The organism is Micromonospora sp. NPDC005173 (assembly GCF_040608515.1).
Lineage (GTDB): Bacteria > Actinomycetota > Actinomycetes > Mycobacteriales > Micromonosporaceae > Micromonospora.
Genome location: NZ_JBEXIK010000073.1, coordinates 1 through 22,325 on the forward strand (window position 1 = coordinate 1; position 22,325 = coordinate 22,325).

General features: G+C 69.1%; 21 protein-coding genes. 11 read left to right on the forward strand and 10 right to left on the reverse strand.

The annotated features are described in order from the left end of the window. Window positions 1-195: 195 nt before the first annotated feature. Genes ABZV00_RS36160 through ABZV00_RS36175 form a run of 4 tightly spaced genes read left to right on the forward strand, consistent with a single transcriptional unit; the run spans window position 196 to window position 3,836 of the window. A complete protein-coding gene (locus ABZV00_RS36160) occupies window positions 196-1,413 on the forward strand; it encodes a GAF domain-containing SpoIIE family protein phosphatase (protein WP_355614645.1) in 1,218 nt (405 codons plus the stop codon). A gap of 34 nt (window positions 1,414-1,447) precedes the next feature. Beyond that, entirely contained in the window at window positions 1,448-2,389 is a 942-nt protein-coding gene (locus tag ABZV00_RS36165; protein WP_355614648.1) for a sensor histidine kinase, read from the forward strand. A gap of 54 nt (window positions 2,390-2,443) precedes the next feature. Further along, a complete protein-coding gene (locus tag ABZV00_RS36170; protein WP_355614650.1) occupies window positions 2,444-2,686 on the forward strand; it encodes a hypothetical protein in 243 nt (80 codons plus the stop codon). A gap of 10 nt (window positions 2,687-2,696) precedes the next feature. After that, entirely contained in the window at window positions 2,697-3,836 is a 1,140-nt protein-coding gene (locus ABZV00_RS36175; RefSeq protein ID WP_355614653.1) for a hypothetical protein, read from the forward strand. A gap of 41 nt (window positions 3,837-3,877) precedes the next feature. Here the strand turns inward: ABZV00_RS36175 and ABZV00_RS36180 are convergent, their stop codons facing one another. Then, entirely contained in the window at window positions 3,878-4,840 is a 963-nt protein-coding gene (locus ABZV00_RS36180) for an AraC family transcriptional regulator (protein ID WP_355614656.1), read from the reverse strand. A 225-nt stretch (window positions 4,841-5,065) separates the two neighbouring features. Between ABZV00_RS36180 and ABZV00_RS36185 the strand changes: the two genes are divergently transcribed. Next, window positions 5,066-6,604, forward strand: coding sequence for an NAD(P)/FAD-dependent oxidoreductase (locus tag ABZV00_RS36185; protein ID WP_355614659.1), 1,539 nt, complete (start codon window positions 5,066-5,068; stop codon window positions 6,602-6,604). A gap of 542 nt (window positions 6,605-7,146) precedes the next feature. After that, window positions 7,147-7,554, forward strand: a complete 408-nt coding sequence (locus tag ABZV00_RS36190) for a low temperature requirement protein A (RefSeq protein ID WP_355614661.1) — start codon at window positions 7,147-7,149, stop codon at window positions 7,552-7,554. Here ABZV00_RS36190 and ABZV00_RS36195 read toward each other — a convergent pair. Continuing rightward, window positions 7,508-8,620: an RNA-guided endonuclease TnpB family protein gene (locus ABZV00_RS36195; protein ID WP_355614664.1), complete on the reverse strand. Its 1,113-nt coding sequence runs from the start codon at window positions 8,618-8,620 to the stop codon at window positions 7,508-7,510. The two genes, ABZV00_RS36190 and ABZV00_RS36195, sit on opposite strands and share 47 nt — an antisense overlap. 213 nt (window positions 8,621-8,833) lie before the next feature. Between ABZV00_RS36195 and ABZV00_RS36200 the strand changes: the two genes are divergently transcribed. Together ABZV00_RS36200 and ABZV00_RS36205 are read left to right on the forward strand one after the other, a co-directional pair. Then, the gene (locus tag ABZV00_RS36200; RefSeq protein WP_355614702.1) at window positions 8,834-9,682 is read left to right on the forward strand and encodes a low temperature requirement protein A; all 849 of its coding nucleotides are present in this window, start codon (window positions 8,834-8,836) and stop codon (window positions 9,680-9,682) included. A 186-nt stretch (window positions 9,683-9,868) separates the two neighbouring features. Continuing rightward, the gene (locus tag ABZV00_RS36205; protein WP_355614666.1) at window positions 9,869-10,819 is read left to right on the forward strand and encodes an acetyltransferase; all 951 of its coding nucleotides are present in this window, start codon (window positions 9,869-9,871) and stop codon (window positions 10,817-10,819) included. 54 nt (window positions 10,820-10,873) lie between these two features. On the opposite strand, the gene ABZV00_RS36210 is transcribed toward ABZV00_RS36205, so the two are convergent. Beyond that, window positions 10,874-11,170 carry a hypothetical protein gene (locus tag ABZV00_RS36210; protein ID WP_355614669.1) on the reverse strand — a complete coding sequence of 99 codons (297 nt, stop codon included), beginning with the start codon at window positions 11,168-11,170 and terminating at the stop codon, window positions 10,874-10,876. 27 nt (window positions 11,171-11,197) lie between these two features. On the opposite strand from ABZV00_RS36210, the gene ABZV00_RS36215 reads away from it, so the two are divergent. Further along, a complete protein-coding gene (locus ABZV00_RS36215; RefSeq protein ID WP_355614672.1) occupies window positions 11,198-11,572 on the forward strand; it encodes a hypothetical protein in 375 nt (124 codons plus the stop codon). 93 nt (window positions 11,573-11,665) lie between these two features. Here ABZV00_RS36215 and ABZV00_RS36220 read toward each other — a convergent pair whose 3' ends face one another. Both ABZV00_RS36220 and ABZV00_RS36225 read right to left on the reverse strand, forming a co-directional pair. Next, on the reverse strand, window positions 11,666-12,730 hold the full coding sequence (locus tag ABZV00_RS36220; RefSeq protein WP_355614675.1) for a glycosyl hydrolase: 1,065 nt from the start codon (window positions 12,728-12,730) through the stop codon (window positions 11,666-11,668). Continuing rightward, window positions 12,717-15,656 carry a glycosyl hydrolase family 28-related protein gene (locus ABZV00_RS36225; RefSeq protein WP_355614678.1) on the reverse strand — a complete coding sequence of 980 codons (2,940 nt, stop codon included), beginning with the start codon at window positions 15,654-15,656 and terminating at the stop codon, window positions 12,717-12,719. The genes ABZV00_RS36220 and ABZV00_RS36225 overlap by 14 nt, the downstream gene beginning before the upstream one ends. Window positions 15,657-15,999: 343 nt before the next feature. Here ABZV00_RS36225 and ABZV00_RS36230 point away from each other — a divergent pair, with 343 nt between their 5' ends. Continuing rightward, window positions 16,000-17,073, forward strand: coding sequence for a LacI family DNA-binding transcriptional regulator (locus ABZV00_RS36230; RefSeq protein ID WP_355614681.1), 1,074 nt, complete (start codon window positions 16,000-16,002; stop codon window positions 17,071-17,073). On the opposite strand, the gene ABZV00_RS36235 is transcribed toward ABZV00_RS36230, so the two are convergent. The 3 genes from ABZV00_RS36235 to ABZV00_RS36245 all read right to left on the reverse strand — a co-directional run bounded on the left by ABZV00_RS36235 (window position 17,047) and on the right by ABZV00_RS36245 (window position 18,412). Next, window positions 17,047-17,529 (reverse strand): hypothetical protein, encoded by a 483-nt coding sequence (locus ABZV00_RS36235; RefSeq protein ID WP_355614684.1) that lies wholly within the window; start codon window positions 17,527-17,529, stop codon window positions 17,047-17,049. The genes ABZV00_RS36230 and ABZV00_RS36235 overlap by 27 nt on opposite strands. A 154-nt stretch (window positions 17,530-17,683) precedes the next feature. Beyond that, the gene (locus ABZV00_RS36240; protein ID WP_355614687.1) at window positions 17,684-18,040 is read right to left on the reverse strand and encodes a hypothetical protein; all 357 of its coding nucleotides are present in this window, start codon (window positions 18,038-18,040) and stop codon (window positions 17,684-17,686) included. A gap of 138 nt (window positions 18,041-18,178) precedes the next feature. Continuing rightward, window positions 18,179-18,412: a hypothetical protein gene (locus tag ABZV00_RS36245; RefSeq protein ID WP_355614690.1), complete on the reverse strand. Its 234-nt coding sequence runs from the start codon at window positions 18,410-18,412 to the stop codon at window positions 18,179-18,181. A 72-nt stretch (window positions 18,413-18,484) separates the two neighbouring features. Here ABZV00_RS36245 and ABZV00_RS36250 point away from each other — a divergent pair, with 72 nt between their 5' ends. After that, complete coding sequence (locus tag ABZV00_RS36250) at window positions 18,485-18,673, forward strand: dienelactone hydrolase family protein (protein WP_355614693.1); 189 nt, start codon at window positions 18,485-18,487, stop codon at window positions 18,671-18,673. 67 nt (window positions 18,674-18,740) lie between these two features. On the opposite strand, the gene ABZV00_RS36255 is transcribed toward ABZV00_RS36250, so the two are convergent. Both ABZV00_RS36255 and ABZV00_RS36260 read right to left on the reverse strand, forming a co-directional pair. After that, window positions 18,741-21,260, reverse strand: a complete 2,520-nt coding sequence (locus ABZV00_RS36255; protein ID WP_355614696.1) for a S8 family serine peptidase — start codon at window positions 21,258-21,260, stop codon at window positions 18,741-18,743. A 567-nt stretch (window positions 21,261-21,827) separates the two neighbouring features. Then, complete coding sequence (locus tag ABZV00_RS36260) at window positions 21,828-22,007, reverse strand: hypothetical protein (protein ID WP_355614699.1); 180 nt, start codon at window positions 22,005-22,007, stop codon at window positions 21,828-21,830. Window positions 22,008-22,325: the final 318 nt, after the last annotated feature.

The window sequence follows — 22,325 nt, forward strand, 5'->3', positions numbered from 1 at the left end:
AGGCCCGACCCGGTGGACGGGGACGTGAGGGAACCCGCCCTCCTCAGACCGGACCACGGACACGATCCGTGCCGCCGACCGCGGGAGCGAACGCGAGGGACCAGCCCATCCAAGACCGTTCGGGATGGACGCAGTGTCAGTTTGATCTTCATAGTCACTTCTGACCACTGTTCAGGAACGGTTAGGCTCCTGCACGTGATTGACGTGCAGGGTAGCGGGAGCGACGAGCGGCTGCGCCGTATCGAGGCGGTCACAGACGCCGCGCTGTCCCAGCTCGACGTCAAGGACCTTCTGGAAGAGCTCCTCGATCGTGTCCGAGAGGTGCTGGGGGTTGAAACCGCCGCCATCCTGCTGCTGGACGTACACGCCCAGCAGTTCGTGGCTACCGCAACGAAGGGGCTGAGGGAAGACGTCCGGCAAGGTGCTCGGATCCCCGTCGGCCGCGGCTTCGCGGGCCGGATCGCTCAGGAGAAGCAGCCCGTCATACTCGCCAACCTCGCCGCCGTCGACGACCCGATTCTGTTCGACCAGGGAGCCCGCTCGCTGTTGGGTGTGCCCATGCTCGCCGGCGACGAGGTGATTGGCGTAATACATGTCGGCTGCCTGCGACCGCACCGATTCACTGACGCCGACGTGCAATTGCTGCAACTCGCCGCCGACCGGGCAAGCCTCGCCACCCGGGCCAGGGCCAGCGGCCTCGACCGCGCCGCCGCCCTCGCATTGCAACGCAGCCTGCTACCCACCCACTTGCCTGACGCGCCCGGTGTGAACATGGCCGCCCGCTACGTACCTGGTCACGACATCGGCGTCGGCGGCGACTGGTACGACGTTTTCACCCTCCCCTCCGGCTGGCTGGGCGTCGTCATCGGTGACGTGTCCGGGCACGGATTGCGCTCGGCAGTCGTGATGGGGCGCCTCCGCAGCGCGCTGCGCGCCTACGCGCTGGTCTGCGACGACCCGGCCGATGCGCTGACGCTGCTCGATCGTAAGATCCACCATTTCGAGACCGGGAACCTCGCCACGGTCCTTTACGCCATGATCTCCCCGGACCGCGCCACCATTCAGGTTTCCCTTGCCGGGCACCTGCAACCCATCCTGGCCACACCAGGACACCCGGCCGACACGCTGACCATTCCGGTTGATCTTCCATTGGGTATCGGCCCGCGGCAGCCGGCCCGTCGATACACCGAGGTCGCGTTCCCTTCCAATGCGGTACTGATCTGCTACACCGATGGGCTCGTCGAACGCCGCGGCGAAGTCATTGACGTCGGCATCGAACGGCTTCGCGCAGCCGTCGAACCAGGTCCCGCCGAAACGGTCTGCGCCCGCATCATGACCACACTCGCCGCCGAACAGGCCACCGACGACATCGCCCTACTCGCCATCCACGCAGCCGACAGAAGTCTCCCTTGAGCGACTCCGGATCACGCACCCCGGAGGCCGCAGCATGAGTCCGGCCGTCGCCGCCCGGGCTGGTGGTTTCGCGCACCCCGCCCTCTTCTACGGGGACCACGAGGAGTACCTGGCCGGCACGGTGCCGTTCATCCACGCCGGGCTCGCCGCTGGCGAGCCGGTCATGGTCGCCGTACCGGGGGACAACCTCGACCACATTCGCACCGCGCTTGGCAGGGACGCGGACAGGGTCCAGTTGCACGACATGAGCGTGGCCGGGCGCAACCCCGGGCGAATCCTTCCGGGCGTCCTGCTGGCCTTCGCCGCCGCCCACCCCGGCAAGCGGGTACGCATCATCGGTGAGCCCATCTGGGCCGGCCGTACCGCGACGGAATACCCCGCCTGCGCCCAGCACGAGGCCCTCATCAACGCGGCGTTCGCCGGCCGGCCGGCCACCATCCTCTGCCCCTACGACACCAGTAGCCTGGACCGCAGTTGGCTTGACGACGCCTACCGCACCCATCCGACGGTGCAGATGGGCGGTGCGGTGTGGGAGAGCCCGCACTACGCCGACCCAGTCGTGGTGGCCGCTGGGTTCAACCTGCCGCTGCGGGACCCGCCCGCCCACGCGGCGACCATCATCGTCGACCTACCTGCCCTTCCGGCCATCCGCCGGTTGGTGACCGCCGAGGCCATCGCGGCCGGACTGGCCCCGGACCGGGTCTCCGACCTGACCCTGGCGGTCAACGAACTGGCCACGAACACGGTCAGACACACCGCCGCCGGCGGCACCCTCGCGGTGTGGACCGACCGCACGCGACTGATCTGTCAGTTCAGCGACACCGGGCACATCACGAATCCGCTCGCCGGCCGGATTCCGGTGCCGCCGCGGCAGCCCGGTAGCCGAGGGCTCATCCTGGTCAACCAACTCTGCGATCTCGTACGCGTCCACACCAGGCCCGGTGCCACCACGATCCGCCTGCACATGCACCGTTGACGCCCACCGGACGACAGGGCAGCCGCGGTTGAGCGCGGCTACCAGAATGGCTGGGTGAGCCTCGACATCGATCACATCTACGTGCCCATCAAGTTCGACCTCGGCGGCACGTTGCAGGACGTGGAGCCGGCGATCCCGCTGCTGGCCACGTTGGGCGCCACCACCCTCGACGTGGTCGAGCACGAGGAGACCCGGGCCTACAAAATCTCGTACCTCGCCACCCACCCACCCCCCGGTGCTGCAACTCGCCCTCGGTACGTCGGCGGTGCGCGTCGGCCAGACCACCTGGGCCACTAGCACCCAGCTCGTGATCTATCCGGCGCTGGGGGTGATCTCGGTGGACCTGCGGTTCGCCACACCGGACCCGGCGGTGAGCACCGAGGACATCTGCCGGTTCTACGACGACCTCGTTCGCGAGAACACCCTCGACTACTTCCGGCACCTGCGCGACCTGGAGACCTTCCCGCCGAACCTGGCCGGGCACCTGCGCGCGATCGAGGCCGAGCCCCGCGAGCCGGGTGGGCTGACGGTCTCGGCCCATGTTCAGTCGGTCCGCGCGATCGTTCAGGACTCGCCCGGGTTCGAGCCACGGGAGCGTCGCTACCCATTCCAGAACATGCGGCAGTTCTTCGTCCTGCGTGGTCCGGAGCGGGACGAGGACGACCCGATCGTCGAGTCGCTGCTGCGTCTCTCCGCGCTACCGGTGACCCCGGGTTCGGCGGCGGACGACGGGCCGCTGCGCCTGCGCGGCCTGGTGGTGCGCACCACGGGCTGGTCCACGGTGGCCGTACTGCACGATGGGGTCGAAGGCGGCCCGGCGGCCGTCCGAATGGTTCAGGACATGTACGGGCAGATCCATGCTCAATGGTTCTTCTGCCAGCTCTGGGTGGGGGCGGATCCGAATGACCGCGACGAACTTGTCGGGCCGGGGCACTCACTCGGCGCCCGCATCACCCAGTTGGCACGGGTGCAACTGCAACTGAGCCGGGGGCTGGCCGAGGTTGGCAACGTGGATCTGATGTACCGCGATCCGATGCGGATCACGGTGGCCACGTTCCTGATCGAGGGCCTGCGGGTGCCCCGGCACCTTCAGGCCGCCCGGCAGCGCCTGGAACTGCTCCGCAGCAACCTGAGCCAGCTCTTCGGGTTGCAGACGGCGCTGTTCCAGCAGCGGCTCCAGTGGCTGTTCTCGATCACCGCGGTTGCCGGCGTCGCCGCGCTGGTGCCGGAGGTGTTGCAGGTCGAGAGCATGCGCTGGCGGATCGTGACGGGTGTCCTGTTCGGCATGCTGGCGGTGTTCTGCTGGCTGCTGATTCGGCTGCTTGGACGCGCCGGCCTGAAAGCGGGCCGTGCGGTCCGCCCGGTCCGGAGGGCCGGCCGGCGTCCGGGCAGGACGCCGCGAGGCCGGCTCGGCTGGGTCCGGCGGCTCCGCCGGCGGACCGGGTGACCCTGGCGCGAGCCGCTGGAGCCCGGGCAGGGCCGCAGTCGTCAGCGACGCAGGGTCGTGGACGGCGCCTCGCCGAAGCGGGCCCGGTAGTCGCTGGCGAAGCGGCCGAGGTGGACGAACCCGTGTTGCAGGGCAGCGGTCGTCACGGACATGCCGTGGTCGCTCGTGCGCAGTGTGCGGTGCACCGCGTCGAGCCGGCAGGCGCGCAGGTACGCGGTGGGCGTGGTCTGCAACTCGCGTCGGAAGCAGTCCTGCAGCGTTCGTACGCTCACCCGCAGCGCCTCCGCGACATCCCCAACCGCCAATGCCTCGCCGTGGTGGTCGCTGATCAGGGCGCAGGCCTGGCGGACGAGGCGCCCGGGGGCCGGGTGGCGCGCCGGCTCGGCGAGCAGGTTGGAATAGGTGTGCCGGTGGGCCAGTAGCAGCTTGCCGATGAGCCCCTGCTCGAACCGAGCGGCGACCTGTGGGTGGTCGAGGAGGGACGCGTCCGTCGGCTGCGACAGTTCTGCGGCGAGGCAGTCCACCCCGCGCGCCCACGCCCTCGCGGTCGGCGTGGTCATGGCCATGCCGATGTCGAAGCGGATCGGGCCGTCCACCGGGCGGCCCAGCAGGCGGGCGAGCTCCCGGTCGATGGCGCGCCGGTCGGCGTAGAAGATCCGGTGCGGCGACCCCTCGGACCAGTGCATGTCCGAGGCGTCGTACGGCGACAGGACGGAGGCGACGTCGGGCGTCGAGGTCACCGCATGGCCGGCGTGCCGGACCACCGTGCCACCGCTGCGCGGAATCTGTACGAGGTAGAAGGTCTCCAGCGGGGTGGGCTGGATCCGCACCGCCCGGCCGTAGTCGAGGTCGATGATGCCCACGCCGCCCACCCGGCGGGCCGCCATCCGCAACCGCACGCTGTGGACGCCCGGCCGCGGAGTGAGCCGGTGTGGACAGAACACGCGACCCACCTCGGCACGCGCGTGCTCGACGTCGCGCGTCCGCACCGTCACGACATCCATCCGACACCTCCCACGGCGTCCTGATGCGCTGACCCTAGGACGCGACCGGGGTGAGGGGGCGGGAAAGGCGGCGACCCGACAGGGAGCGGTTCGACTGCGCACCGCGGACACACTCCGCGTGCAGCGGATAGCGGCCTTCCGCCGCGCTCGTTAGCGTACGGACACCGCCGGCGCCCCTGCCGCCGCCGTTCCCGCCAGCGGGTCACACACCTTCCGGAGGCCGCCATGAGGATAGCCGTCGTCGGCGCTGGATTCGCCGGCCTGAGCGCAGCGAAGGTGCTGCGGCAGAGTGGCTTCGACGTCACCGTGTTCGAGAAGGCGCCCGACGTCGGTGGGGTGTGGAGTCGTACCCGGCGCTACCCCGGCCTCCGCACCCAGAACGACAAGGGCACCTACCACCTCTCCGACCTGCCCATGCCGGCCCACTACCCGCAGTGGCCAACGGGCGAGCAGGTCCAGCAGTACCTCGAAAGCTACGTGAACATGTTCGGGCTCGGCGTCGCCCTGCGCCTCTCCACGGAGGTCGTCTCCGCCGAACTCGTGGACGACGAAACCGGGTGGCTGCTCACGTCGCGACCGGCCGGCGCCCAGGCCCCGATGACCCTGGAGAGGTACGACCACCTCGTCGTCGCCAACGGCATCTTCTCCGATCCCCTCGTCCCGTCCTTCGAAGGCCGCGCGCACTTCACCGCCGCCGGCGGACGCGTCCTGGCCGCAGGGGAGTTGCACGACCTCGCGGCGGCCCGCGGAAAGAACGTCCTCGTCGTCGGGTACGGCAAGTCGTCCTGCGACGTGACGGTCCCGCTGAGCGACGTCGCCACCCAGACCCACCTCGTCGCTCGCGAACTGCTCTGGAAGATGCCCAGGAAGCTCGGCGGTGCGCTCAACTACAAATACCTCCTGCTCACCCGGATGGGCGAGGCGCTGTTCCGGTACCTCAACCTGAAGGGCTTCGAGCGGTTCCTGCACGGTCCGGGAGACGGCCTGCGCCGCACCCTGCTCGACAGCGTCGGGTCGGTCGCGACCAGGCAGCTCAAGCTGCGCGAGCTGGGTCTCGTGCCGTACGGAACCTTTCAGGACATCGCCCGCAGCACCGTCAGCCTCGCCACGGAGGGCTTCTTCGAGCGCGTCGCCGACGGCCGGATCACCGTCCATCGGGATCAGACGATCACCGAACTCCTGGTCGACGACGGCCGGCCGGCCGCCCGCCTCGGCGACGGCACGATGCTCGCCGCGGACCTGGTGATCTGTGGCACCGGCTTCCGGCAGCACGTCCCGTTCTTCGACGACGCGCTGCACGCCCGGCTGCAGGACGACGCGGGCAACTTCATGCTGTACCGCCAGATCCTGCCGATCGACGTGCCACGCCTGACCTTCGCCGGCTACAACTCCTCGTTCTTCAGCCCGCTGAGCGCGGAGATGGCAGCGGTGTGGACCGCCGTCCACCTGCGGGGAGGGATCACGCTGCCATCCCGGGACCGGATGCGCGCGGAGGTGCACGAGCGCCTGGCCTGGATGGCGGCGCGGACCAGCGGGCGGCACGCCCGGGGCACGAACGTCATTCCGTTCTCGATGCACAACGTCGACGAGGTGCTCGACGAACTCGGGCTCAACCTCGGCCGGCTGACCCGGGCACGTCAGTGGTTGCTGCCCGTCGACCCGCGCTCCTACCGGACGGTGACGGCACGCATGATCCGGCGTACCGCCGAGGTGGGCGCGACGGGCCGGGTCGAACCGACCCAGGCCCGTCGCGCGGCGCGGTGAGAGCGACAGGGCTACGGACGTACGCAGCCCGGAAGCGGGGGACGCTCGGGCGCTGTCTGGGCCGCACCGACCGTCCATACGCCACGGCCGGGCTCGTACAAGCCCGCCGGGATGCGCCGCTTGGACCTAACCACCGTCGTCCTTCTCACCTCGCTCGGGGTGGTCCTTCACCCCGACGTCGTCCAGCACATCCCATCCGCCCGACCCGGACAAGGATCTTCACGCGTTCTGGACAGCCGACGCACCTGTTTTCACACCGCCGATACGCCGGGGCCTGAACCCGGCCGCAGGCCGCTCGGTCGGGCGGCAGGAGCTGGCTCGAATCCAAACTCGGCATAACCTCCAGGAGTGCGAAAGGTCAGGACAAAATTCGCCGGGCAGGGATGAGGTGGGCCGGTCGGCGAGGAGACCCAGGGCGATGGCAGTGGGGCAGGTCACCGAACACCGCTACGTCGCCCAGGTGGGGCTCGATGGCGCCGCGCTCCTCGCTCACCTCGGCGTGCCGGTGCCGGCAGCCCTTGCCGGCTGAGCGGACGCCCCTCGTGCTGACACGCGTCGGGTTGCGTGGGCTGGGGGACAGCAGCAGCCCACGCGGGTCGACCGTCCTGGAACTGCTGTTCGACATCGTCTACGTCTTCGCGCTCGCCCGCCTCGCCGGGCGGGTCGCGGACGATCTGACCATCGTCCGGCAATCGCTGCTGTCGGAGGCGGGTCAGACGCTGCTGTTCTTCTTGGCGATGTGGATGATCTGGTCGCTCAACGCCCTGATGTCGAGCACCTTTGACATCCTCCACCGCCCTGAAGGGCGGGGATTCCCTCGGTCACCCGAGGGGGTTCCTGTTTCACCGGGCCGCGCCTTCACCGCTTGCGCGGGTCGGGTCTTACCGTCCCTCCACAGGCGTTTTACCTCTCCGCCAGCCCGGCGGCGAGAATGTTCTTCGCGGCGTTGACGTCCCGGTCATGCACGGCATCACAGCCGGGACACGTCCAGGCGCGAACGCCAAGAGTCATCGCGGTGTTGATCCGCCCGCACGCCGAGCAAGTCTTCGTGCTCGGATACCAGCGGTCGACGGCGATAACGGTCCGCCCGTACCAGGCGGCCTTGTACTCGATCATGCTGCGCAGTTGCGTCCACGCCGCGTCGGAGATGGCGCGGGCCAGGCTGTGGTTGCGCAGCATGGTGCGCACGCTGAGATCCTCGATCACGACCGTTTGGTTCTCACGGACGAGTCGAGTCGACAGCTTGTGCAGGTGATCCCGCCGCCGGTCGCCGATGCGGGCATGAATCCGAGCCACCGCAAGGCGAGCCTTGGCCCGATTCGCGGAGTCCTTGGCCTTACGGGCCAGCCGGCGTTGCGCTTTGGCCAGTTTGCGCCGGTCAGCGCGCTCGTGCCGCGGGTTGGTGATCTTCTCCCCGGTGGACAGGGTGAGCAGACTGGTGATGCCCGCGTCTATCCCCACCGCCGTGCCCAGCGGAGGAAAAGGTGTGACGGTGGGATCCTCGACCAGCAGGGACACGAACCAGCGACCGGACGCGTCGCGGGACACCGTGACCGTGGACGGCTCGGCGCCGTCGGGCAGGGCCCGGGACCACACGATGGTCAGCGGGGCGTCCATCTTGGCCAGGGTGAGCTGCCCGTCGCGCCAGCGGAATGCCGAGCGGGTGTACTCCGCCGACGCCCGAGACTTCCGCTTGGACTTGAACCTCGGGTACTGCGACCGCTTGCCCCAGAACGCGGCGAACCCGGCTTGCAGATGCCGCAGGGCTTGCTGCAACGGCACGGAACTGACCTCATTGAGGAACAAAAGCTCCTCGGTGCGCTTCCACTCGGTCAGCCACGCCGAGGACTGCACATAGGTGCTGTGCTGCCCGTGCACCGCCCACGCACGGGTCCGCGCATCCAGCGCCAGGTTATAAACCTTGCGCACACACCCGAAAGTGCGGTTCAACTGCTCAACCTGCCCTGGGGTCGGATAGAAGCGGTACTTGTACGCCCGCTTCACCACCTCACACATCCCTCGCATTTTACCAGTAGTTCATGTAAGTCTATCCCTGAGGGGAGGGAGCGGCGTTTCCTCCCCCGCCTGAAGGCAGGGGTACCCACGCCGCGACACCGATGACCCCCGGGCGTACGGATATCCAGTCCTGCTGCTGGCGACGATGTTCGGCACGCTGGTGCTGGCGGTCTCGTTGCCGCAGGCGTTCGGCCAGCGGGGTGCGATCTTCGCCTGCCGTACGTCCTCGTCCAGGTCGGCCGCCCCGCTCTACCTGACGCTGGCCCTGCGGGCCATCCGATGCAGGGCGTCTCGGCCCGGGTGCTGAGCTGGCACGCGGTGTCCGGTGTGCTGTGGATCGCCGGTGGCATCAGCGGGGGGCTCGGCCGTGATGTCTTCTGGACCCTCGCCCTCGCCATCGAGGTCGGCGGAGCGGCCGCCAACTGGCCCGTCCCCGGGGTGGGCGGGGACCGGCGCAGCACCTGGGCCAAGGTTTCCTACGTTCACCTCGCCGACCGGTACAACCAGTTCTTCATGATCGCGCTCGCCGAGGTGGTGCTCGAAGCCGGCGCCGCGATCAGCTTCCCGGGCTTCTCGACCGAGCGGACGATCACCCTCGTCGCCGCGTTCGTGGCGGTGGTGTCGTTCTGGCGAATCTACTTCTACCACGTGGGGCCGGGCCGGCCCTCGACCGGCAGTCTGGCCGGGGAAGGGCTGCAACTGTCCTGGTGGGCGAGCTTCAGCCTGCTGCTCATCGTCGGTGGCATCATCTGCACCGCGGTCGGCTTCGGGCAGGTCATCGAGGACCCGAACCTGCCGATCGACTGGGCGCTGGTGGTCATCATCTTCGGGGGTCCAGTGCTGTTCCTGATCGGGCGGACCTACCTGGAACGGCCGTCCGAGACCAAGTCGCGTTGCCGGGTGCTGATGGTCGGTGCGCTGGTACTGGCCGCGGCGGCGCCGCCCATGGTGTTCCTTCCGCCAGTCGCGGCGACTGTCGGCGCCGGGCTGATCCTGGCCGGGATCGCCATCTACGACGGGCTGTCCCACAGGAGTGGACCAGAGACCAATCCGGCGTTGTAGCCGTCGCTCGGCCCGACTCCGCCGCCGTGTGCCGGTCTTGCGGGCCGGCGGGCGCGTCGAGTACGTTTTCGGCACGCCATCGAGCCGAGAGGAGGTCAGAACAATGTCCGATGTTCTGCGCCCCCTCCGCGCCCCGGCGTCCACGCGGATCTGACCCGGGGCGCTCGCTCTCCGGAGGATCAACCCATGACCGATCTGGTCATCCGCCCGCTCGTCGCGGGCGAGGAAAACCTGTTCGACTCCATGCCCGATCCGCTGCCCCAACTGCGCCAGGTCGGCTACGCCGACGGGATCGCCGGCGGCGGTTACCGGCCCGAGAACACCTGGGTCGCCCTTCGCGCCGGCCGGGTGGTCGGCCGGGCGGCCTGGCTCCTCCCGCCGGGTGCCGTCGGTGCGCCCTGGCTGGACCGGTTCGACCTGGACGCCGAGCCGGAGGTGGGTGCCGCGTTGCTGCGCGCCGCCCACGAAGCGCTGGGCGGTCCCGGTTTGTACTACGCCGCCATGCCGGCGCACTGGCGGCGCCGGCCGGAGGTGCTGGCCGTGATGAAGGCGCCGATGGCGGCGGCCCGGCTCGCCGGGCTGGTCGAGCGCGGGGAGCGGCTCAGATGCTCCTGGACGGGCACGCCGCTGCCGGCCACCTCCGGGCGGTACGACTTCCGCCCGGCCGCCGACTCGACGGAGATCAACCTACTGGTCGCGCGAGTCACCGAGCCGGACGTGCTGACCGGCGTGGAGATAGCGCGGGCGGTCGGCGGCGTCGACCTGGCCACCGACCCGCTGGCCTGGCTGGGCGGTTCACCCGGCGACTGGCGGGTCGCGTTGGCCGACGGCGAGCCGGTCGGACTGGTCGGGACGGCCGGGGACGCCTGCTTCCCGCTCATCGCCTACCTCGGTCTGCTCGACGACGCCGTCCGGGCTGAGCTGCTGGCCGAAGCGGTCCGGGTGCTGGTCGACGGCGGCGCCCGGGAGGTGATCGCCGACGTGGACGCCCACCGGGTGGCCGTGCTGGCCGAGCTGGAACGAACCGGGTTCCGGCAGCTGCGCTCCCGGGTCGCCTTCGCACCGGCAGCCGCCACGCCGTCCGGCTCCGTCGGCACGCCCGGTTCGCTGGTCGCCGCCGACGATCGTCAGGTCTGACTGATCGGGTACGCCCTGGTGCTACCAGGGCGTACCCGCCGACACCAGGGGCCATCACCGGGGAACGCGCGTGAACAACCGGCCAGCGAGGTCGGCCCCGGTGATCGCGCCGCTCTCGTCGCGGGCGAAGAAGCCGCGTTGCCCCTTGAGACCGCCGCTGGTGACGATGTATTTGTCCGCCTCGCCGGGCAGCAGGCCGAGATCGGCCGGTGGGAGATCCGGGGGGAGTTCGGTGTCCGTGGCCGCGCGGATCTCCGGTTTGATCCCGCATTCGACCGTCAGCCCGGTCCCGTCACCGCCCGCACCGGCGGCCGCCAGCAGGACCGCCGCATCGACATGCTGCTGGTGCACCCGGACCGGCGTAACGAGGCGCGGCCAGTGCCCCGGCCTGTGCGCGGCGAACTCGTCCGCACCCGGATCACGGTCGACGGCGCGGACTGGTTCGACGGCGAGGCGAGCTGCGTGCTCTTCGGCAACGTGGGCACGATCACCGGCGGCATCCGGGCGTTCGACGACGCCCGTCCCGACGACGGCTGCCTGGAGATCGGCGTGTCCACCGCCGACGGCGCGGTGGACTGGGCGCGCACCCTCGGCCGGATGGCCGCCGGCCGCACCGAGGAGTCGCCGTTCGTACGGATCACCCGGGGCCGCAAGATCAAGGTCCGGCTCGCCGCGCCGCGCACGTACGAGCTGGACGGCGGCGCCGCGGAGGCACCACCCGGCTCAGGGTGCGGGTGGTGCCCGGCGCGCTGACCCTCTGCTGCCCCGGACCCGTCTGCTGAGCCCTGGGGCGGGCCGGCGTCGACCGTTCGTCGGCACCGGCCCGCCCCGACGGGACCGCACCGGTTACCGGCGGGCGCCCGGGCGCGGCAGGAAGTACGGGTCGTGCACCAGCTGGCGCAGTGCGGCCTCCGTACGGGGATTGCCCGGCAGGACCCAGTCGGTCTCGCCACTGCCCCTGGAATCGAAGTACACCATCGCCCGTACCAGTGGGAACGTCGTCCGCAGGTCCGTCCGGGCCTGGCGCAGCCAGTCAGCCTGCACCCCGGGTGCGGTGTCGTTGACGCCGACCTCGGCGAGGATCATCGGCTTGTCGTGCCGGATCCCGAAGTCGTAGAACCAGGGGAACAGCTCGGTCAGCGGTGCGTGATCGTTGCTCGGGCGGGCGTACCCGTCGGCGCCGACCCAGTCGACCATCGAGTCGCCGGGCCAGAAGGACGAGACCCGCCCGGTCCTGAAGGCCAGCCAGGTCGGGCAGAAGACGAACGCGACGTTGTCGGCGCGTTCCTCCCGGAAGATCGTCCGGACCCGGCGCCACGCCTCCTTGAAGGTCGCCGGGGTGTAGCCGCGCTGCGGCAGGTCCATCTCCCAGGTGAAGCGCAGCAGCACCGGCTGCCGCAGGGCCCGCAGCCATCCCGCCTGTTGCCGAACCAGTTCATCGTTGACGCCCTGCGCGGTCGCGGCCAGCACGCTCTGCGGGCCGGCTCCCCAGGAGAGCAGCGGGGTACGCCCTCGGGCGATGTCGTCGGTGAGCCGGTCGGCGCGGAACGTCTGGCCCCAGTGCTGGAAGGAGTGGTCGATGCCGAGCAGCTCATGGGTCACCGACTCCAGCGCCTCCGGTTCGGAGATCCCCGGGTCGCGGTCCGGATCGTGCTTGACGAAGGCGCCGAAGAGGGCCCCGGCAGCCGGGACGAGCGACGCCGCCGGAACCACCTCCGACTGATCGACCGTAGTCGGACCGACGCCGATCGGGTCGGTGCCTGCTGCGGTTCCACCGGTGGTCGGGTCGGTCGCGCCGGCGGTGGCCGGAAGCGCCGGAAACAGCGTCGATCCCGCCGCGGCGGCCAGCAGACCCCGGCCGATCGCGCGCCGGCTCACCCGGCTGGTTCGCCACGGTTCAGCGGATGCCATGGATCTCCACCTCGAAGACTCGGGCCAACCCGTCGGTGGGGCTGGGTTCGGTGAACACGAGGCGGACCTGCCGGATCCCGGCCGGCGCGCCGCTGAGGTCGACCTGGGCCGGGCTGGCGGTGTTCGCCCCGGCGGACCCGATGGTCGTCCAGGCCCCGTCGACCAGGGCCTCCACCCGGAAGGCCCGCACCCGCAGGCTCTCCGAGCCGGCCACTCCGCTGTAGAGGTCGAGCCGTTGGAGGTCCGCCGGCCCACCGAAATCCAGGGTGAGCGTCGGCGCCGGGTCCACTGAGCCGGAGATCCAGCGGGCTCCGGTCCGGTTGCCGTCCACCGCGTTGCCCGCGACGTTGCCGGAGAGGACCGAACTGGCCTGCACGGCGGCGCCTCGGGCGAGGTTCTCCCCGGTCACGCGCACCCGCAGGGTCTGCGGAATCTCCTGCCGCTCACCGCCCCGGGTGAACGAGACGGTCAACCGGACCGTGCCGTCGGTCACCGCGTCGGTGGGGACCCGCACGCTGACCGCGACCGGCGTGGTCGCGCCCACGGGCAGTCTCGTGGCCTCCGGGCGCGCCTGCGCCTGCCAGCCGGCCGGCGCCTCGGCGTCGACCGCCAGGCCGGTGACCGGGCCGCGGCCGTCGTTGCGTACCCGCAGCACGGTGCTGCCGGACCGGCCGGGCAGGACCCGGATCTCCGGCGTGTCCAGCGCGATGTGGGCGCCGGCCGGGGTCGGCGTCGTACCGGTTACCCCGACCCCCAGGTACGCCACCTCGATCTCGGGTACGGTCCGGCCGGTCGCCACGTCGGCGATGGTGGCGCCCCACCGGGTGTTGACCACGTTGTCCGGCCGGTAGCCCCGGGTGCCCCGGATCACGATCCCGGTGCTGTTGTGCAGCCCCACCGCGTACGGGTACGGGCCCTGCACCGTGGCCACCCGGAAGAAGACCGTGTTGCCGAACAGGACATCGTGCACGTCGTCCAGTTCGACGGCCTGGGAGCGCCAGCCGTAGATGTGGTCCTCGGTCTGGAGCGCGTGCAGTTCCCAGTTGCGGACCCGGCGAAGCACGACCTCGCGGTGCTCGTGGTGCTCGATGGAGACCTCGTACATCTGGCCGCGCACCGAGGTGTCCTCGACCAGGAAGCCGTTGTCGGCCCAGCCGGCGACGCTCCAGATGTTGGCGAAGGTGCCGCCACCGCCCTGCACCCAGAAGCTGTACTTGTGCCTGCCGCGGTACTGGTAACCGGGGTCACCGGCGCCGGGATCGCCGGGCTCGGTCCGCTCCGGATGCCACTTCACGAACTGCGTGGCGATGTCGGCGAGGTAGCTCTGCGCGCCGGAGCGCCAGTGCACGTGCACCGAGCCCGCGGTCTGCTGCGCGGAGTCCAGGCCGAGGCCGGTCACCTGGTTCCTCCCGCCGAGGGGGGTCTGGATCATCGCCTTCGGCTGGTCCGGGTCGGTGAATCCGGCGGCACTGTCCGGCAGCTTCAGCCAGGTCTGCCGGGGATGCAGGCCGATCAGGTTGCTCTGTGGCCGGAGCCGCAGGGTGTTCCCGATCAGGTACTGCCCCATCGGCACGTACACGGTGTCGTGCTCGTCGATGGCCTGCTGGAAGATGGCGTAGTCGTCGCTGGTGCCGGTGCCGACCGTGACGCCCCTGGCGGCGGCGTAATCGACCACGTTGACCCAACCGCCGGTGGCCGGTGGCAGGGGCGCGTCGGAGCGCAGGAGCCGGGCGAAGCTCGCCGGTGCGGCCGGTGTCGCCGAGACCAGGACGCCGTCGCTGCGCCGCTCGGCGGCGCTCAGCGCGTCGTCGACCCGAAGCCCGAGCGTGGCGTCCCGCACCAGATAGGACGCGCCGGGTCCGGCCCAGGTACGCCCGCTGGGCACGGTGGTCAGCAGCGCGCCGGTCCCGGTGACTCCGGTGTCGACCACGTTGAGCTGGTTCTGGGCGCGGACGAGTTCCGGCTCGCCGCCACCCGGGACGGATTCGCTGTCGTTGAGGGTGATCGCCGACCCGCTGATGTTCTGGAAGACCGAGTCCTGCACGTAGAGGCGCTGGGTCTGGTCGGGGGTGGCGACGATGCCGGTCGGCGAGTCGGCGATGCGGTTGCGGATCAGACTGAGCTTGCTGTCCGTGTGCAGCTTGATGGCCGCCTCGCGCTGGCCGGTGAAGGTGGTGTCCAGCAGGGTGGTCTGCCAGCCGGGCGAGGCGGCGAAGGCCAGCATGCCGACCGTGCCGCCGTGCACGTTGACCCGCTGGATCAGGTTGGCGTTGTGGTCGATCCCGGCGTAGCCCGTACCCATGTGGATGTCGAGGTCCTGCAGGACGAACATCTGCGCGCCGCTGAAGCGTACGGCCACTGCGGCGGGGTTGCCGGGCGCGATCCGGATGTCCAGGTTGATCAGGCCGGTGCCGAAGGTGTCGTTGTTGCCGAAGCTGCGGGGCGTGTCCGGCTGGAACGGCCGGCGCAGCGCGGCGAAGAGGAAGGACTGGTTGCCGTCCTGGAAGCCGGGGGTGGATTCGCCGAGGACGAACTCGGGCCGCTCGGCACCGAACCCGACCAGGCGTACCGAGGCGTGCAGGTCCACCTGCCGGGAGAGGCGGTAACGCCCTTCCGGCACGAAGACCACACCACCGCCGTCCCCGACGGTGACGTCGCGTGCCCCGCCGACGATGTTGCCCAGCCAGTTCCTGCCGCCTCGGCGGGACGCTTCGTCGATGGCGGCCTGCACCGAGGCCGTGTCGTCACCGATTCCGTCGCCGTGCACCGGGAACTGTGCGCTGCCGAGGACGACGGCGGTCGGGTCGGCCGGCATGCTTTGGTAGACCGAGGTCGAGGTGGCCGGCTCGGTGGCGGCTGTCGCCGATTGGGAGACGACTGCCGGCGCCATCGCCGTGGTGGCCAGGAGGAGGGAACCGGCTAGCATGCCGACCCATGCCCGGCCCGGTAAGGGTCGGCGGCCGGCTGCCTGCCGGGGTGGAGCTTGGATCATCTGGTACGCCTTTCCTGCCCTGGTGGGACCGGTCGGCGACCATGTGGTCATGCGCATAACCAGAATGTTTCCGCAGCCTCCAAGTGTCAATAGCCGGTCCGCCAGAATCTGAAACCGCCGCGTAACATTGACAAAATGCGGCTGATGGGCCGACCATTCACGCCAACCCGCTCCCGAGACGTTGCCGTGCGCGATCGTGTGGTCATGCGCATGACCAGCCGGGGCGACGGCCCGGGAGCGGGCCCCGGCCACCGGCGGGGACACGGAGGTGACGACGATGCCAGGCGCCAACGGACGGGCCACCCAGGCCGATGTGGCCCGGGTTGCCGGGGTCAGCCAGGCGACCGTGTCCCTGATCCTCAACGGGGGCGACACGGGCCGCCGACGGGCCGGTGAGCAGACCCGTCGGCGGGTGCTCGACGCCATCCGGATGACCGGGTACGTCGCGAACCCGGCCGCCCAACGCCTGGCCGGGGGACGGACCCGGATCATCGGCGTCTTCACCTACGAGCCGGTCTTCCCGCGCGACAGCCGGGACTTCTACCACCCGTTCCTGGTCGGGGTCGAGGCGCAGACCGAGGAACTCGGATGCGACCTGCTCTTCTTCACCAGCACCCCGTCGCGGGAGGGGCGGCGCCTGCTCGGTGCCGGCTCCCGTCGGCTCGGTATCGCCGACGGTTGCGTCCTGCTCGGCCGGCACGACGACAAGCGCGACCTGGCTGACCTGCTCAGCCGCGACTTCCCCTTCGCCTTCATCGGTCGTCGGGAGTCCGACGCCGGCACCGTGCCGTACGTCGGAGCCGACTACGTGACCGCCACCCGGGAGGTGGTCGAGCGATTGTTCGCCCTCGGCCACGAACGGGTCGGATTCGTCGGTGACCTCCGCCGGGACGAGCCGTCGGTGGACCGCGCGCAGGGCTACCACCAGGCGGTACGGGCCGCCGGGAGCCGTCCGGTCGTGCTGAACGGGACCGGGCTGACCGGCGGCGAGGCGCTCGACCTGATCGGCGAAACCGGGCTCACTGCGGCGGTGGTCTGGCCGTCCGGGTTGGCCCCGGGCATCCGGGCGGCGGCGCTGGCCCGGGGGATGTCCGTACCCGGCGATCTGTCGCTGGCACAGCTCGGTGACGTCGAGGACGGCAGCCCGGACGACATCGACTGGACCGGGTTTCGGATTCCTCGCGAGCAGATGGGCGCGGCGGCGGTGCGGCTCCTCTTCGAACAGCTGGTCAGCCCCACCCTGCTGCCCGCCGACGCGCTCCGGCGCAGCCTGCCCTGCACCATCGTGCCCGGCGCCACCACAGGAGCACCGGCCCGCACCCGGTCACGGTCCGGCGGCGGCGTCAGGTGAACCGGCTGCCGCCGGGGTGGCCGGTACCAGGCGACGGGTGATCCACAGCGGCGAGGTGACCGCGTTGCCCATCACCACCGAGTGGGCGCCGGCGGCGAACGCCTGCCCGATCTGTTCGGCGTCGCGGTACCGCCCCTCGGCGATCACCGGCACCGCCAGCGCGCCGGCGAGCCGGGCCACCAGCGTCAGGTCCGGTCCGTCGGTCGGTGGGCTGGCCGGGGTGTAGCCGGAGAGGGTGGTGGCGACGGCGTCCGCACCGGCCCGCACGGCGCGGCCCGCTGCCACGCCCTCCGGTAGCCGGTCGAGAGCGACCAAAGCGATGGCGTAGTTGATCAGGGCGAACCCGAGATCCCGCCCACCCGCACGGCCGCCGGCCTCGGCCAGCCGCCGCTCGACCTCGATCGCCTCGGCCGCCGCAGTCAGAGAGTCCGCATGCCGATCGAGTTTCCGAGTCATCCCCGCCATATCGAGCAGGAGGTCACCCAACCGACGCCCGGCCGGCGTGTCCGCACCGGACCAGGTCATTCTCTGATGGGCAGCCGCGGCGTCCAAGGTCGCTAGCGCCTCATCCGCCTGGCCGAAAACCGGTCGGCGCGGTCGTTCAGGTCCATCAGCAGATTGCGGGCTTGCTGAACGGTCCATGGCCGTCTGGGTTGGTGGTGACGCCGAGGATGTGTACGTACCGGCTGCCGACCTCCATCACGAAGAAGACGTACAGGCGTGTGAGGGTGAGTGCGCAGTCCGCGCGGAAGAAGTCACACGCCAGCAGGGTGTGCGCCTGGGTTCGGAGGAACTGGCGCCAGGTGGTGTGGTCGCGGCGTTGCGGGGCCGGTGGTATGCCCAGCCGGTTGAGGATACGACGGATTGTGGAGGTGCCGATCCGGTGACCGAGGCCGTGTAGTTCGCCTTGGATTCTCTGATAGCCCCAGCCGGGATTGTCCCGGGCCATCTGCTCAACCAGGGCCACGATAGCCGCGTCCTCGGTGGGCGTCCCGGCCGGTTCGGGTAGGTCTCCAGTGATGGGCGACCAGCCGCCGATGCCAACGCAGGAGCGTGGCAGGAGTGACGAGCCGGTGCATCCTCACAGCGCGGGGAAGGAGCCTGATCAGAGCGCTGAGCGTGGCCCGGTCGGCCCAACCAACCGAGGCCTCGGGTTGGCCCGGCGGAGCACCGCGTTCTCGTGACGCAGGACGAGGATCTCCACGTCCTTCGCGGCACTGGTCTTGGCGAGCAGGGTCAGCCATTCGGCGAGGCGGCAGAACATGAGGTAGAGCATGCGTAGCGACACGGCAATGATCCTGCCGGACAGCAGTGCGGACCACCGCGCCTGGTCAACCACGGTAAGCAGGTTTTGGCACCCGACACGATGGGCTTGACCGGGGCACCGTCGGTGTTGGCGTACGCGAGGCTGATGTGCGGTCGCCATCTGGACGTCGAGGCCGCCGGGTTGGAACACGAGATGGTCGTCTTCCCCGGTGTGAACCACGCGTTCTTCAACGACACCGGCCCGAACCACAACGCCAACGCCGCGGCGCAGGCCTACGACCGGGTTCTGTACTGGTTCGGCAGGTTTGTCGACCGTGGCGGTCGGGGCGGCTGAACCTGGGCGAAGGCCTGGCCAGCCAGGCTCAGGCGAACCTGAGCCTGGCTGGCCAGGCCACGTGCGGCTAGACGCCGCCGGACCCTGCCCTGGGCAGCGTCCGCACGACGGTCAGCGTCACATCGCCGTCCTGGTAGGACACCCTGAACATGTGGTGGCCCGCGTTCAGGATCCGCCGTTCCGGCAGGGAATGGAAGTTGCCCTGGATCGAGTCGCCGCGCATGATCGTCAGTACCGTGCCCGGAGTGAGGGGCGCGCGAATGTCTAGGGCGAGTTCGCCGTCCAGCACCAGGTCACCCGCGGCCCGCACGCTCGTGTAGTCGTGGTCGCCGGAGATGGTGATGGCGAGGCGACCCGCTCGGCTGACGGTCACGTCGCCGCCGACGTTCAGGACGTTGCCGGGCGCGACGTCGGTGAGGGTGATGGACGCCGCGGACGCCGCTTCCCCGGACGACAGACCGGGCTGCAGCACGCCGCTGTCGACGTCGATGCTGCCTGCCACGAAACCGCTGCCGCCGAGCGTGCCGCCCTTGACGTCGATCGAGCTTGCGTGCGAGCCGGTGATCGAAAGCTTACCGCCTTCAACCGTCGTGCCGCCCTTGTAGGTGTCGTCGCCCGTCATGATCAGCGTCCCGGGGCCTTGCTTGGTCAGAGAAGCCGCGTAGAGGTTGTTGTCGATGTTGTTCTGAATGTAGGCTGCGCGCTCGTCCATCCATTCCTTGCGCCACTTGACGGCGTCCTCATAGGTGATCTTGTCGTACAACTCGGGATGGCCGTTAGTGATAGCTTGGATGTAAGGATCAGCCAAAATGCCCTGAAGCATGAAGGCCTGTTCGTTAAGCGTGCCGTCCGGGTTCAGCACGTTGGGGTTGAATTCACCGGCGTAGGCAATGCCTTGCTCCTTGTAGCCCGCCAGCCACTCCAGATCTTCCCTTTCCCTTTCCTTGATCGCGATCTGGCTGATGTCGTTCGACCAGACGTCCAGGGGCGCTTTATCCATGTTGTAGGTCATGGGGCTCAGGAGCTGGCCGGGGCCGTACATGCCCTTGGCCAGATCGGGAATCCCCCAGCCCCAGCGTTCGTCCGGAAGACCGTCGGGAGCGGTCCAGGCGATGGATGCCCCGGAGGGGGAGGTTTGCCCGGTGCCGAGGAATCTCACGCCGTCGGACATCTTGTTGTTCGCCGTGGTGAGCATCAGCTCACGCACCTGCTTGGCGTCCATGTTCGGATAGCGGGAGAGCAGAACCCCCATCACCGCTGTCGCAACGGGCGTTGCCGGTGACGTGCCGCTTGAGTTTGAATAGTTAGTGTCACCACCGCTGTTCGTGGTCCGAACGCTGTTTGAAGGGGTAGACACGGTCCACCATTTGGCGAGCGCCGCCTCGTTATACCCGAACTGCTTTGTGTATTCGGGATTGGCCACAGTGGGCGGTTGCACCCCGCCGACGGCTATCCACTGCTTTTCCGCCAACGGATTGAAGAAGGGATACGCCGGGCGAAAATACGGGTTGCTCCAGTCGTTGTTGCCGGACGACCTTACGTTGACGGTACCGCTGTCCTTGATGGCGTCCCAGATGGCGTCCATAAAGGAACGTCCGGGGTAGTTCGGATTGTATTGAATGCCGCCTTCGGAATAGCTTTTCTTGAAGAAGAAATACTGGTACTCCAGATCCTTCAGGTACTCGTTGGGGATAATGGTCGCCATTGCCGTGGCGCTGGCGCTGTCTTTGCCAGGCAGTTGGTAAGCGTTGGCGAGGTTTCCGTTGACTCCAAGGTCGTTTCCCAAGCCGTCAAAGCGGGTTCTGTCAATAGTCTGGACATAAGAGCCCCAACTGCTGTTGATGACCCGGGCGCCTGCGTCGACCAGGGCCTTATTGGCTGTATGCCAGTACACGTAATCGTGGAAGGGACCGTGGGACTGGGTATCGGAACCGCCGGTCTTGGCAACATACATCTTCGATCCAAAGGCGATGCCGTGCTGGTCTTTACCATCGCGCATGCCGGAGGTAACCCCAAGCATGCCATTCCCGTGCCCGTAGTCACTTGTTCTCGCCTGATCACCGGCCACAGTGAACGGCTCGCCCGCAGTAAACGGGTTCGCCGGGGTTGCTGCGTTACGATACCCGAAGCCGGACGTGCCGTAGACACCCTCCGCTCTCACCGAAGCGATCAGCCCGGTCTGAAATGCTTCGTGTGTAGCCCTGTAGCCCGAATCCATCATGCCCAGCGTGACGCCCTGCCCGCAGTACCCTAGGGCGTAGGCGGTGGACGCGTTTACCGCGACCAGCTGCCATGGGGAATTGACCGCTGTGCCAGGAGTAGAAGGATTATGGCCGGTATAATAACCATATTCCGGCGTTTCCCAACTGGCTTTAGCGGCATCTAGTTCCCCTGGACTCGTGGCGACAAAGCCGGGGTCTCCCGGGTACGCCGGCCCGCCGCCCGTATGGCCAGGGGTCGATGTCGGACCGGTCTTGGACGATGCCGAGGCGAACCCGGCCGGAAAAAACGCGATGCCTACTCCGGCAGCAAGGGTGCCTCCCAGTCGCCGCAGGAACTGCCGCCGACTCGTGAACCTCATGCTCATCTCCGGCTCCTTCCCGATGGGTCGAAATCTCTAACGGACCGGGGCGGCCTGTTGCGTCCCAGCCCCATGATCTACACGCGCTGGTCGAGACAAAATAAGGAAACCCTGCCACGTCAGAACGGCGAACTGGAACTCTCCCACGCGTGGCCTCCCTATTTGATCACCAATTAGACTGCGACAGAAGTGCCTCGTCAAGAGGGCAAAATCTATCCACCAGAAGCGGTTTGAGCGACCGTCCACATCGATATATGTAACTGTCATGGACCGGGCCATGGGCTCCTCGCGGGGCCGGATGAGTGACGGTCCTGGTCGAGACTCGGTCGGTGTTGAGCTGGGGTTTCATGTGGTGGCTTGGTGCTCGTTGGGGAGTCCTCCGAGGCGTCTGCGGCGATGTATGCGGTCGGTTGGGGTGGGGAGTGGGACGTTGCGGTCGTCGGTCGGAGCTCGCAGACCGATCCCATGGTCTTGGTGGCTTCGGCCGGTGTTGTAGTGCTCGATAGAGGTCTGCAGCACGTGGCCGCGAAGCAGCTTGGGTATGAGCCTGGTCAGGGCGGCAAGCACGGCCTATCAGTCCACTGCAGCCCAGCGTGCGCGAAGCGCGCGTGGTCTCGGGTTGCCTCGGCACAGCACCGCCACCTCGTGACGCAGCAGGAGGATCGCCGCGTCCTTCGACCCGGAGGAGCGGGCGAACAGCGCCAGCCACGAGAGCACCTGAACCAGAATCTGGTACAGCAGTCGGACGATCACGGACATCGATCGTCGAGTGCAGACGATCACGAGGTCAAGGGAGCTAGTGCGGTGTCCACTAACGTTCACCGGGTGTTTCGGTGGGATGTTGTGGATCCTCGCCTTGGAGGGCGAGCGACTCCCCACTGGGTGGTGGGGCGGGCCTCCGCAGGCCAACTGATCCTCTCGCCGCCCGGGCTGGGCGGCGGGGGTCACGCCGGGACCGGCCGGCGCCGGGGAGGTGCCGGCCGGCTCGACGGTGCGTGACCACCCCAGGCAGCACAGGAACGGCTGTCGTGGGGGTGGTGGGTCCGCCGCCCGGGGTGCGGGTGGCGATGC

Excerpts from the sequence above, each read along its gene's own strand:
- ABZV00_RS36165 (WP_355614648.1), top strand. The coding sequence starts at position 1,448 with ATGAGTCCGGCCGTCGCCGCCCGGGCTGGTGGTTTCGCGCACCCCGCC.
- ABZV00_RS36180 (WP_355614656.1), bottom strand. The coding sequence starts at position 4,840 with ATGGATGTCGTGACGGTGCGGACGCGCGACGTCGAGCACGCGCGTGCC.
- ABZV00_RS36185 (WP_355614659.1), top strand. The coding sequence starts at position 5,066 with ATGAGGATAGCCGTCGTCGGCGCTGGATTCGCCGGCCTGAGCGCAGCG.
- ABZV00_RS36195 (WP_355614664.1), bottom strand. The coding sequence starts at position 8,620 with ATGTGTGAGGTGGTGAAGCGGGCGTACAAGTACCGCTTCTATCCGACC.
- ABZV00_RS36205 (WP_355614666.1), top strand. The coding sequence starts at position 9,869 with ATGACCGATCTGGTCATCCGCCCGCTCGTCGCGGGCGAGGAAAACCTG.
- ABZV00_RS36220 (WP_355614675.1), bottom strand. The coding sequence starts at position 12,730 with ATGGCATCCGCTGAACCGTGGCGAACCAGCCGGGTGAGCCGGCGCGCG.
- ABZV00_RS36225 (WP_355614678.1), bottom strand. The coding sequence starts at position 15,656 with ATGCTAGCCGGTTCCCTCCTCCTGGCCACCACGGCGATGGCGCCGGCA.
- ABZV00_RS36230 (WP_355614681.1), top strand. The coding sequence starts at position 16,000 with ATGCCAGGCGCCAACGGACGGGCCACCCAGGCCGATGTGGCCCGGGTT.
- ABZV00_RS36235 (WP_355614684.1), bottom strand. The coding sequence starts at position 17,529 with ATGACTCGGAAACTCGATCGGCATGCGGACTCTCTGACTGCGGCGGCC.
- ABZV00_RS36250 (WP_355614693.1), top strand. The coding sequence starts at position 18,485 with ATGTGCGGTCGCCATCTGGACGTCGAGGCCGCCGGGTTGGAACACGAG.
- ABZV00_RS36255 (WP_355614696.1), bottom strand. The coding sequence starts at position 21,260 with ATGAGCATGAGGTTCACGAGTCGGCGGCAGTTCCTGCGGCGACTGGGA.